General features: G+C 32.0%; 12 protein-coding genes. 3 read left to right on the top strand and 9 right to left on the bottom strand.

The genetic code is table 11. The annotated features are described in order from the left end of the window. Positions 1 to 21: 21 nt before the first annotated feature. The 4 genes from ACJMML_RS01260 to ACJMML_RS01245 form a co-directional block, all read right to left on the bottom strand. Complete coding sequence (locus ACJMML_RS01260) at positions 22 to 270, bottom strand: monovalent cation/H+ antiporter complex subunit F (protein WP_405305612.1); 249 nt, start codon at positions 268 to 270, stop codon at positions 22 to 24. A gap of 145 nt (positions 271 to 415) precedes the next feature. Continuing rightward, a complete protein-coding gene (locus ACJMML_RS01255) occupies positions 416 to 730 on the bottom strand; it encodes a Na+/H+ antiporter subunit E (RefSeq protein ID WP_405305611.1) in 315 nt (104 codons plus the stop codon). A gap of 376 nt (positions 731 to 1,106) precedes the next feature. Beyond that, positions 1,107 to 1,778 carry a metal-dependent hydrolase gene (locus ACJMML_RS01250; protein ID WP_405305610.1) on the bottom strand — a complete coding sequence of 224 codons (672 nt, stop codon included), beginning with the start codon at positions 1,776 to 1,778 and terminating at the stop codon, positions 1,107 to 1,109. A gap of 277 nt (positions 1,779 to 2,055) precedes the next feature. Next, positions 2,056 to 2,805 (bottom strand): succinylglutamate desuccinylase/aspartoacylase family protein, encoded by a 750-nt coding sequence (locus ACJMML_RS01245; RefSeq protein ID WP_405305609.1) that lies wholly within the window; start codon positions 2,803 to 2,805, stop codon positions 2,056 to 2,058. Positions 2,806 to 3,015: 210 nt separating this feature from the next. Between ACJMML_RS01245 and ACJMML_RS01240 the strand changes: the two genes are divergently transcribed. Beyond that, positions 3,016 to 4,191 carry an argininosuccinate synthase gene (locus ACJMML_RS01240; RefSeq protein WP_292786614.1) on the top strand — a complete coding sequence of 392 codons (1,176 nt, stop codon included), beginning with the start codon at positions 3,016 to 3,018 and terminating at the stop codon, positions 4,189 to 4,191. Positions 4,192 to 4,594: 403 nt separating this feature from the next. Here ACJMML_RS01240 and sfsA read toward each other — a convergent pair whose 3' ends face one another. Both sfsA and ACJMML_RS01230 read right to left on the bottom strand, forming a co-directional pair. After that, on the bottom strand, positions 4,595 to 5,302 hold the full coding sequence (gene sfsA / locus ACJMML_RS01235; protein ID WP_405305608.1) for a DNA/RNA nuclease SfsA: 708 nt from the start codon (positions 5,300 to 5,302) through the stop codon (positions 4,595 to 4,597). A 51-nt stretch (positions 5,303 to 5,353) separates the two neighbouring features. Beyond that, positions 5,354 to 6,925 carry an NAD(P)H-hydrate dehydratase gene (locus ACJMML_RS01230; RefSeq protein WP_405305607.1) on the bottom strand — a complete coding sequence of 524 codons (1,572 nt, stop codon included), beginning with the start codon at positions 6,923 to 6,925 and terminating at the stop codon, positions 5,354 to 5,356. Between the two features lie 249 nt (positions 6,926 to 7,174). Between ACJMML_RS01230 and ACJMML_RS01225 the strand changes: the two genes are divergently transcribed. Further along, positions 7,175 to 8,305, top strand: coding sequence for an NAD-binding protein (locus tag ACJMML_RS01225; protein WP_405305606.1), 1,131 nt, complete (start codon positions 7,175 to 7,177; stop codon positions 8,303 to 8,305). Positions 8,306 to 8,336: 31 nt separating this feature from the next. On the opposite strand, the gene ACJMML_RS01220 is transcribed toward ACJMML_RS01225, so the two are convergent. Next, positions 8,337 to 8,909: a transglutaminase family protein gene (locus ACJMML_RS01220; RefSeq protein WP_405305605.1), complete on the bottom strand. Its 573-nt coding sequence runs from the start codon at positions 8,907 to 8,909 to the stop codon at positions 8,337 to 8,339. A 177-nt stretch (positions 8,910 to 9,086) separates the two neighbouring features. After that, on the bottom strand, positions 9,087 to 9,980 hold the full coding sequence (fhcD, locus tag ACJMML_RS01215; protein WP_292786627.1) for a formylmethanofuran--tetrahydromethanopterin N-formyltransferase: 894 nt from the start codon (positions 9,978 to 9,980) through the stop codon (positions 9,087 to 9,089). A gap of 261 nt (positions 9,981 to 10,241) precedes the next feature. Here fhcD and ACJMML_RS01210 point away from each other — a divergent pair, with 261 nt between their 5' ends. Continuing rightward, on the top strand, positions 10,242 to 10,631 hold the full coding sequence (locus ACJMML_RS01210) for a hypothetical protein (protein WP_405305604.1): 390 nt from the start codon (positions 10,242 to 10,244) through the stop codon (positions 10,629 to 10,631). Between the two features lie 89 nt (positions 10,632 to 10,720). Here ACJMML_RS01210 and ACJMML_RS01205 read toward each other — a convergent pair whose 3' ends face one another. Further along, positions 10,721 to 11,941 carry a UPF0104 family protein gene (locus tag ACJMML_RS01205; protein WP_405305603.1) on the bottom strand — a complete coding sequence of 407 codons (1,221 nt, stop codon included), beginning with the start codon at positions 11,939 to 11,941 and terminating at the stop codon, positions 10,721 to 10,723. Positions 11,942 to 12,022 lie beyond the last annotated feature (81 nt).

Genomic DNA, 12,022 nt, shown 5'->3' with positions numbered 1-12,022 from the left:
TGGATCAATTCCAAACATCATTTAAGCCCTCCTCATAACTGCTGCATAAGCTATTGTTCCAACAATACCCAATAGAAGCAATGCTAGAGCAATATCCTTGAAAAATCCGATATTATGTATTGTACCGACTGTTATAAGTAGCAAAGTAAGTGCTAAAGTGAATGAAGAAGTACCTATAAGTCCCATAGATGTGGATTTATATGTAATAATCCTCAATGTTGCAATTAGAAATACAATCAATGCAACTATTAAAAAACACTCAGAAATCAATAAAATATCCATTATCATCACATTCTATGATTATAAATTTACACAATAAACATAATTTGAAAATTAAATCGCTTATTTTTATCATTTTTATCATTTTAAAAATCATAATCAATCATTAAAATGAATTTAAAATGAATTTTAGAAATTATTCTAGCATTCCCTTGATATAAGGTTCAAATGGAATGATATCCTTTACATCCCTCGGAGCAATAACTGCTACCTTTATGACTTGATTTTCACTATCCAAGTCTACAGACAAGGTTCCAGGAGTCAAGGTAATACTGTTGGCCAAAATTGTTTGGGATATTGGTCTTTTAAGTTCAGTATCAATATCAATCACAATAGGCTCAAAGCCATCCACCTTAAAGACCCTTAAAGCCATATCTATTGTAGATTTGATAATCTCTAAAATAAGAACCACTAAATAAGCAATCGCATAATAAATTCTACTTAAAAACATTAAAATAACCCCATAATGTTTTAAACTATATTAATATTTACAATAAGTCAAAAATTTGCAGAAAATAAGTTAAAATTTTTTAACCAATCATAACAAATCATGATAAATTATCATAAATATTCATGACACTTTTATGACAAAATCCTGCGCAGAAAAATATGCAATAAAAGCACCATATAAATTATATATAATGATAGTAAAAAAATTAATTTTTTTAATATATTATAAACACTATTATTTATCATGATTATTTATTATAAATCTTTTTATAATTTTCATGAAAATTAATGGATAAACCGCGATAGTAATACTAAGTATAAAAAAAATATTAAAAAATAAGTGAAAATCAGTGAGAAATTTATTGAAAAAGAAGGAATTAAAGAGATAAAAAATTAAGGTAAAACAATAGCTTGTTAGGAAACAATAAAATAAACATCCCTATTAAAATCAAAAACAGTAAAACACCGAATTTCTTATGGTATTCCTTGTCTCTAAATGGGCTGAATGCCTTTACTCCAGAGGGAGTGAAAGAGTCCAATACAATATGACTGCATAACCCAAAAAATATTGAAAATGCAAGCAATGTCAAATTTATCTTTAATGGAGGAATTAATCCCAAATTAACCGCTACCACCAAAACCGCAATTGCCACTAAAAATACAGGAGACAATCTTTTATTAAGAAACAACAATGCCAATGCAATTATCAATATCAATAATATCATAATGTTTCTTGAATTGTTGAAATCAAGGTTATAGGAATACAATCCAATTCCAAAGAACAAAAATAATGACAGGAAAACGGTTATTAGAAATGCTCCTAAAATAGAATGAGTAAATCCTCTATGGCTTGAAACCAGGAATATGCCTCCAAGCAAAATGATCACAAGACCTAAATAGTAAGGCAATCCCAGAAAATACAAAAAACATGAAATCAATGCTCCAAGAGCTATGATTGTGATAACATGGTTTCTTTTGAACTCATGGTCAAAGTCCGGAATATTTGCTGAGATTACCGCTAATGCAATAGCCAAAGGATCATAAAACATGAATAGAGAAAGAACAAATGCAAATATCGTATGGCCTTTATAAGAGGAAATACTAACACATCCTATTTAATTAACATACTCTATAACACTCCATGCAAGTATGTTTATTAAATATTTGATTTTAAGCTAATATAAACTAAATGAGAGCATTTGAGAAGTAATAATGATAGGAATAGTTTACCATTAAAAAAAGTAGATATGAGAAAATTAAATTAAACTATAAAAATTAGATAAATATGTTAAAAATAGATGATGTGTGAAAATTAGAATCAATGAATTAGTCAATTATGCCAAAGTATTCTAAAAATGCCTTCATCTGCAAATAAGACCTTTGACAGATTTTCTCATTTGAATAGCCAATAGCTGATAAGACCTCACAGGTTACTGCAGGAATCTGAATCAGGTTTGCCTCATCTTCAAGAGCTCCCTTAAATGGAACACCTGCACTTGGGTATAAGATCTTTTCAGAACCTACCCTTTCGGATATATGCTCTGCTATGAAATAGCTTTTTGAGCAAGGGACTTTTGTGCAAAAGATTCCCTCTTTACCTGGATTGGAATTAGGTGCAGATGAATGGAAATCACCTATAGCTGAAACTTCCAAATCTTTTGCCTTTTTTAGAATGAGATTTGTTACTGTATGAGGCAAATGAGCGGACCTGTTTAAATCGACTCCATCAAGATATCTTGAATTTTCCATAGTGCTCTTTGGAGATGCAAAGGGTATTGCATAAACAGTGCCATCCAGCTTTCCATTCAATTCCAAATCATAAATATATTCAATTAGATTCAAAGCAGCAATTTGGGGAGCCAATTCATTTCCATGAACTCCTGCAACAAGCATGACTTTAGTGGCCCCATCTCCAATCTTAAGCATAGGAGTTCCATTGATGGCTTGATTTAAAATGAATTTAGAATTATCGGATAATTTAATGCTGTTGAAAATATTCCTATTAGCGGATATGAATCCTCCGCTTTCAGAGGAAATAATCTCCAATTCTAAATTGTTTCTATTTAAATCATTCATCAAATCGCCTAAAAAAAATAAGTCTTTAATATTAAAAAATGGTTTCTAAATCAATAATTTATTTATTTTTTATTTTATTTAAACTTAAAAACTATATATTATAAAAAACAAAAGTTAAAGTATAATTTAAACTTAAATTATAATGAATAACATATTAATTATGAAATTTAAAATTAAAATTAATTAATTTACTAATAAAAAAGTGATAATATGGAAAAAGTCGTTCTTGCATTCAGTGGAGGATTAGACACCACTGTATGTGTTAAATTATTAGAAGAGGAATATAATTATGAAGTAGTGACTGCATGTGTTGATGTTGGTCAACCTGCAGAGGAATTGCAAAAATCCCAAAATTCTGCAGACAAGATCAATACAGGCAAACATTATATCATTGATGCAAAAGATGAATTTGCTAATGAATACATTGCAAGAGGAATCAAGGCAAATGCAGAATATGAAGGATACCCATTAAGCACTGCACTTGCAAGACCTTTAATCGCAATGAAAATCATTGAAATTGCAGAAAAAGAAGGTGCAACTGCAATTGCACACGGATGTACCGGTAAAGGAAATGACCAATTCAGATTTGAAGCTATCATCAGATCCATGTCTGACTTTAAGATCATTGCTCCAATCAGAGAAATGAATTTGACCCGAACTGAAGAAGTTGCTTATGCAAAAGAGCATGGGTTAAACTTATCCTATGATAAAATCTACAGTATTGATGAAAACCTTTGGGGAAGAGCTATTGAAGGGGATGTTCTTGAAGACCCTGCAAATGAGCCGCCTGAAGAAATCTATGAATGGACCAAATCTGCAGAAGACGCTAAAGACACTCCTACCAAAGTAAGCATTGAATTCGAGGAAGGAGTTCCAGTAGCTATCAATGGAGAAATGATGGGACTTGTAGACTTAATCAACAAGGCAAATGAAATTGCTGGTGAAAACGGTGTAGGTAGAGTTGACATCATCGAAAACAGAATGATTGGTCTTAAAAGTAGAGAAACCTATGAAGTTCCAGGTGCTAAATTATTGATTGCTGCTCACAAGGCATTAGAACAATTAGTTTTAACTGTAGATGAATTGAGATTTGCAGATTACATGAGCACATTATATGCTGATTTAGTTTACGAAGCATTATGGCAAGAGCCTTTAAGAGAAGACCTCGACCAAGCTTTCGACCATATGCAAAGAAGAGTTAGCGGAGAAGTTGTAATGAAATTATTCAAAGGTTCAATTCAGCCATTAAGCAGAAAATCACCTTTCAGCTTACACAGCATTGAACAAATCACCTTTGAAGACAAGGAAACCGACCAAAGAGAAATCGAAGGTATGATTAAGTACCACGGTCTCCAAGCTGCTAACTATCAAAAATTAAATAGATAATTGATTTTATCTATTTTTTACTATTTTTATTTCTTTTTTTTTTCAATATTTTTTTAAACTTAAATAACTCAACAATATTCTTTATTTTTAAACAAAATTAAGATATTTCATTAAAAACTTAAAATAAATTTAATAAACCAGATTAAATAGCTTATTCTTTATAAATTTTATAAAATTAGAAAATTGAAATTCAAAAAATATGCAAAAACTATATAAATATGAAAAAATAAATAATAATCCGAGAATAATATGTACTCAATTACATATCACCCCCTTTACATATGTTTTTTTTAAAAATTAAACCTTTGCATATTATTCTCGCTTTTCTTTAAACTATTTTTCATTATTTTTAAATTTTAAGCAAAATTAGCGATTTTTAGATTAAAAATTAATCAAATGCACATTATTTTTCTAAATTAAATTTTAGTGAATTTCCTACCAATTCTATTTTTTCCAAGGTGTTCTCAGTTTTATAAACAAGAATTTCCACACCTTCATCATATGCCTTATTCAAAGTTTGAGAGAATTCAGGATCATTTTCCCAATTAGGCCTGAAGCTGTTTCCATTCGGATGCTCGATTAAGAAAAATACAACTGACCTGATCCCTTCTTTTTTAAGTGAAATAAGCTCCTCCAAGTGTTTTCTGCCTCTTTCAGTAGGGGCATCTGGAAACTGTGCAATTCCATCCTTGATCAATGTAACTGATTTTACTTCAACATATGTTTCATCAATTGGGTTTTCATACTCATCCAAATTGGCTAAATAAATGTCAATCCTTGAATTTCCAATAGTCTTTTCAGATTCGACAATATCATAACCAGACAATTCCTTGACCTTTTCATTCAAGATGGCATCAATGACTATCTTACTTGCTTCCTGTGAATACATGGCAACAAGTGCCCCATTGTTTTCAATCAAATGGAGAGAATACTTTGTTTTTCTGTTTGGATTATCGCTTGGCTTAAGATAAACAGTAACACCATCAATCAATAGCTCCTTGCATCTGCCGGTATTTGGTAAGTGAGCCCTGACTATTTCCCCATCAATTTCAACTTCTGCAATGAATCTATTCGCCCTGTTTCTAAAAATAGCTTTTACTAAATCAGTCATTTAATCACTTGATAAAAAATAAAAATAAAAGATAAAAAATAAGAAAATTTATTATTCAATTAAACCATTCATAACAACACCTAAATACTGTGTCAGGTCTTGAGCTCCAAAACCATATCCTTGAGCTTCATAAGCCAAATCTCCAGCTTTTCCATTAAGGTATGGAGCAAGTAGCGCTGCATCAAAACTGTTCAATCCTTGAGAGAGTAAGCTTAAGCAAATTCCTGCCAATGCATCTCCTGTTCCACCAACAGTCATTCCAGGATTACCTGTTCTATTGATCTTCAATCTATTTCCATTGAAGATGAAATCATATTTTCCCTTCAAGATAACGGAACCTTCAATGCTTTTTGTAATCTTATGAATAGCATCAATCTTATCGTTGACTTTTCTAAAGTCCAAATTCTCCTTATCTTCCAATTTGACAAACTTCTCAAGATTATTAATATCCTCTTTTGAAGCGTTCTTAAAGAATGACTTGAATTCAGATAAATGAGGTGTGACAATCAAGTCTTCCTTTTTGGAAACAAGACTTAAATCCACCAATTTCAATGCATCTGCATCCAATACCAATGGCTTGTCAATCTTCATAGCCAATACATTGAATAGCTTGCCTGTTTCATCATTTTGACTTGAACCTGGACCTAACAATACTGCATCAACTTTAGATGCAAGTTCTAAAATGTCCTCTAAATCATCTAAAGACAAGTAATCCCCTTTTGCCTCTTGTACAATAAAGTCTTCAGATATTGACTTTATGGCAAGAGCTGCATTTTGAGGAGTGTAAATGTAAGTTAAATCTGCACCTGTTGCAATGGCTGCCTTAGCTGAAATTGCAGGTGCACCGTAATAGTCCTTGCTTCCTCCAACAATCAAGACCTTTCCGTTATTGCCTTTATGGGAGTCTTTAGACCTGTTCTTTAATCTGAGTAAGTCTCCACCTTCAACAAATAGCTCAGTTTCAATAGGAATTCCAATATCACAAGTGATAACACCACCGGTCTTTTCCTCACCGGCTAATTTAACTCCAGTCTTGATTTTATGAAAGCTTACTGTATAATCAGCTTCAACTGCAATGTCTGATATTTCTCCAGTCAATGGATCCAAACCTGAAGGAACATCAATAGCCACTTTCAAACCGTTTATTTCATTGATCAATTCTACAGTTTTTCTAACCTTTGTTCTAAGTTTACCTTTGATTCCAGTTCCAAGAAGACAATCAAGCACAATATATTCACTATTTGAGTCAAAATCAAGATTATCCAAATCACTAGAATCCTTAATGAAATCTACAGACAAGCGTGAAACTCTTGGCTCCATATTCATTAGAATTTCAAGGTTAGTAAGCGCATCATCAGACTTAATCTCTTCCAGTGCATATAAGCAGTATACCGCAACTTCAAATCCCCTATTCAATAGATGCCTTGCAGCTACAAAGCCATCTCCACCGTTTCCTCCAGAGCCTGTAAATATTATAATCTTAACAGGCTTTGAAAACTTGAAAGTTGAAAGGGTAGCTACCTCATCAGATATTGATTTGCCTGCATTTTCCATCAAGCACAAACGAGAAAGCCCTAAATACTCACAATTATAGTCTGTTGTCATCATGTCAATTGGATCCATTGTTTCACCTTAATCATTTTAAAATAAAATTTTTTAAATTACAGTAAACTCATAAAATACAGTAAACTAATAAAAATTACATAAACATTATATTATATAATCAATCTAATAATTAAATATAAGGACAATAATTGAAAAATATTAGTCAATGCTAAAAAATTTAATGCTATAAAAAATTTAAATGCTAAAAATTATCATTATAGAACTTTATTAAAAAAATAAAAACTGGAATTCCAATGAGGACTACTTATGAAGGGCATAAAAATCATATACAATTACTCTAGAAGAGACAGAACAGGAATTTATGCAGTGCTCATTATTGTTTTAATATTAATATATGGGATTTTAGGGTCCATTTACATTATGGGATTGGACATATACGATTCAATATATTACACCATAATAACCCTTGCTACAGTGGGATATGGAGACATTACCCCTATAACTCCATTGCAAAAGATCTTTTCTGTCACATTAGCGCTTTCAGGAGTCGGAGTTCTAGCTTATATCGTTACATTTATCATTAGTTCAGTTACACAAAACCTGCAAGATATGAGGAGTGGAAGAATTATGGAAAGGAAATTAGCAGATATGCAAAATCACTATATCTTATGCGGATATGGGAGAGTTGGCGTCGCGGTTTATGAAGAATTAATGAAAAGAAACCAAAAAGTAATCATTATAGAAAAAAATGAGGAAAAATTAGAGGATATTGAAGAAAATGAAAATGTGATTTTGCTTAATGCAAATGCAACTGAAGACAAGACACTTAAGAAACTTAATATTGACAAATCCTTAGGGGTGATAGTTGCAACTGGAAGCGATGTTGATAACCTATTCATTGTTCTTACAACAAGAGAATTGTATAAGGATTCATGGATCGTTTCAAGGGCAAGTAAAAAGGAAAGCAGTAACAGATTAAAGCATGCTGGAGCAAATAAGGTAATCTCCCCAGAATCAAGTGGTGGAACTGACATTTACTTCGCTGCTGTTCAACCTAATCTAGTCCATATCACTGAAAGGCATGGTGTCGATTCTATTGGAAAGGAATTGGAAATCCTTAGAAAATACAATTGCCATCTCGAAAATATAGAATACCATTTTTATGGAATCAAAACTCCTGTCTCAAGAACCATTGGCGTTTTGGATGAAAGTGAAGAGGACAATTTCATTGAAAGAATAAGCACGGATAAAAATGTTCGAGAATCCTTAGAAACTATTTACAGCACTGTAAATGAAGTTCATTCCCATTGGATATCTGGCCCTGATCAATTCTTTTTAAATATGGCTATCAAAGAACTTGAAAATGAGGGAATTGTTTTGGGAGTTAATTTAAGCTTTGATGAAATAAATGAGTTTACTAAACAATTTAAAGAGTAAACTCTTAACTCTTTTTTTATAATCAGAACGATTAAAACTCAAAATCTATATTCATTTCCATTAGATTTTCAGTTTCTTCAAGTTTATTCACTAGTCTTTCATCCAAATCAGGATTATTGTCTTTATAATCGATTTCTCCAAATTCGCTTCTAGGTGAAAAAGCCAAGCAATCTTTTTCTAAACTAAACTCATCATCACCATTTCCGACATTTCCACGAGCATCAAGCCTAATCCACTTATTTGAATCTTCAATATAGACCGTATTCAAGGCATGGACAATATGACCTAAACTATCATCCTCAGCTATTATAAGAAGTTGATAGCTGATTCCTGATGGAATTCCATTTGCTCTAAGAAGTGCTGCAAGAAGACATGATTTTGTCCAACATATCCCTGTCTTATTTATTAATGCATCACTAGCTGTCCTTGAAACTATACTTGTTTGTATATCCCATGAGTGTGGAATTTCATCTCTGACAAAGATATAAGCTCTTTTAATATAATCTGCATCATCACATGACTGATCTTTTAATTCCTGAACCTTTTCTTGAATATGTGGATTCATATAATCAATGCTTTTTGTCTTTAGCAAATATTCCTTCATTCAGACCATCCCTCTACTCAATAAATTGTAATGCAATGCAAAAAAATTTGTTAAAAAATTGATAAAATAAATATAATAAAAAAAGAAAAAGAGTGAGATAATGAAATTATCTCAAAATATTAATACACCATCTTAAGCTAATGTACTAATTAAGTTAAATTTTAATAAATTACAGAATTATTCGAATAATTCGTGTAATTTCATTATGTAACTACCTAATTTACCATCGAAGTTACCTGCACTGATTTCGAGTACACCATCAACGGTACAAGCTGCCATAATACCAGCTTTCATAGCTGCTTTTACAGATTCTTCATCTACACCATCAATAACGATTTCAAATACACCGTCTGCATCTGGTCTGATGTCAGAGTCTACTTGGTCTTTTAAGGTTACACACATTTTTTCGTTAGTGGATGCGTTTAAGAATTTGGAATATTTATTGGATCCTACTTTGGAACCGGAAGCAACCATACCACCAGGGAATGGGGTAATAGTACCAGGTACGTGGGAAATTGCTTTTACAGCTAATTGAGCTGCTTTTACTCCAGCCATTACGTCTTTAGCTAAAATGAAGAAGTTTCCTCCAGCTACACCATCTTTGTAACCGAATTCAGATTCTACTAAGAAATCACCAGACATGATTGGAATGGAGTGTACTTTTCTGCCATCAATGCAGCATTCTTTTTCGTAACCGTCACCGAAGAATTTGAGTTTGTTACCGGTTTTTAAGGTTTCTTCAGATTCAAGTAAGTTGAATGCAGCTGCGGTAGGAGCGGTTAATACACACATACCGATTCTTTCCATTAATTCGTGATCGAGTGCTTTTTTACCACCTTGACAAATCATGATTGCGTAACCAGGTCTTCCGTCAGGAGTACATTCAGCTGGTACAAAACAGTCAATACCTGCTTCAGCAGGACATCCGATTACAGAAGTTCCGTAACCAGTTGCTTCAGTTGCTGCGATTTTTGCAAGTCTTGGAGTTGCTGCAGTTACTAAGATTCTAGTTACTTTAATTCCGAAACCTTCTGCGAAAGTATCTTTAATTTCTACACCGTTAATTTCCATTTTTTCACCATTTAAATATTTAAATATTGAATTAGAATAAATTAAAATCTCGAGATTAATTTAAAAAAATTAAAGTTATCTAATTTATACTAATAATTAATTATATATTAATTCATTAAAATAAAGTTTCCTATTTGATTTTAAAATATACCTTTAGATAAAATAAAAGTAAACTTTATTTAAAATATTTTCTAATATAATATTAATTATAATGTAATTATAAGGTAATTATAATTTTAAAACTAAAATTAAGGTGTCTAAATGGAAAGAGAAAGTTATTATTTTTTACTTCTGCTAATTGCATTTGCAATATGCATTGGTGTCTTTTGGTTCCAGTTCAACAATGATGTGGCTACCTTCATGATAATCAACAATACTGAAGTTCAAGAGGGAGATACATTCAAGGGGGCATTGATTGATGCCTATGGAATGTCTGTGCCTAATAAAACAATTACATACCATAAGCCTGGATATCAAATGGGAACACTAGTGGATACGCAAACGGATGAGAATGGTGAATTCTTTATAGAAAATGCCCAATACCTGGAAGATGCAGGTAAAGACAATTACTATGGCAATTTCACCTTTGCAGGTGATGACAAGTATCAAGGATGCACATATATTGGAAATGTAAGTGTAATCCCAAATTAAATTTTTAAAAAAAAGATTGTATTTTAAAAAAAAGAATTATTTAAAAAAAGAGCTATTGATTTAGCTCTTAAACTTATTTTATTAATTAATTAGTTTTGAACTTTTTCTTCTAAAACTTCTTTTTCTTCATCGTCCAAAACTTCAAGAACCGCTTCTTCCTCTAACTCTTCATCCTCTAAGACTTCAAGAGCAGGTTCTTCCTCTTCATCAGAATCGCTATCATCTATTGATTCCTCTTCCTTAGGCAATTCCTCAATGGATTTCGTATCTTCCTTATCATCTTTTCTAGATCCTGCAAGTGCAAATGCCTTGTCTAAAACACTTGTTCCAAACATTGTAAGGAATATCAATCCAATAAATGTTGTCATCCAAAATGAAATCAATCTTTCCACAACAGTTGCTGCAGCACTTAATGATGCAGTGATTCCTGCATTAGCATAGAAGAGAATCATTATACCATCTACAGCACCGAGACCACCCGGAAGGAGTGGCACCATACCTACAAATGATGCTAGAATAAACACTTCACCAATGACGATTGGACTGACTTTTGCACCGAATGCCAAAAAGACCACATAAACCCTTAAGATTTCAAAAACCCAAATCACAAATGATAATGGGAGGGCATAATATATGATGGATCTTTCTCTAAGCAATGCATTCATTCTAGCTTGGAAAGTTTTAACAGCATCAATAATTCTTTCTTCAGTGTCCTCATTGAATTTCTTATAGAATCTGCTAACGATTTTAATGATCCATGAGGTGAGCTTCACACCAAAAGCTTCATTGATACATACATAAAGCAGTAAAATAACTCCTGCTGTGATTAGAGTGACCATAATCACAAGAAAAGCAATCAATTTTATATCCAATGAAAAAGTAAAGATTATTCCTATAATTGTCAAAATAGCAAGTATAACAAATGGAAATGTATCTAAAGCCCTATCCGCTATTACAGTAGCAAAAGTGTCTTCAAATTTGAAGTGCCCCTCTTTTGCCAAGAGATAAGCCCTTACAGGTTCTCCACCACCACGACCACTTGGAGTGATGTTGTTTACAGCCAAACTAACTAAAACCATAGGAAGTGATTTTTTTATACCCAAATCCATATCAGCAGTCTTGTTGATGATGTTCCATCTCCATGTGTATAAAAAATAAGTAAAAATCTGTATAACAATAGCTAACAAAACAAGCCATAAATTGGATAGTTTAAGTGCTTCAATGACCTCATCGATACCAATGAAGTACAGCATAACACCCATTATTGCCAAACCGATAAATAAGAATATAAGGACTTTCTTGTTTTTCATTTTATCAACTACTGCTTTTCATAATTTATATTGATTTTAAAAAAAAACATATTACTTAATGAGAAAATAATCTCAATAATA

Source organism: Methanobrevibacter sp. (assembly GCF_045130115.1).
Taxonomy (GTDB): domain Archaea; phylum Methanobacteriota; class Methanobacteria; order Methanobacteriales; family Methanobacteriaceae; genus Methanocatella.
This window is presented reverse-complemented; position numbering and strand designations above follow the sequence as displayed.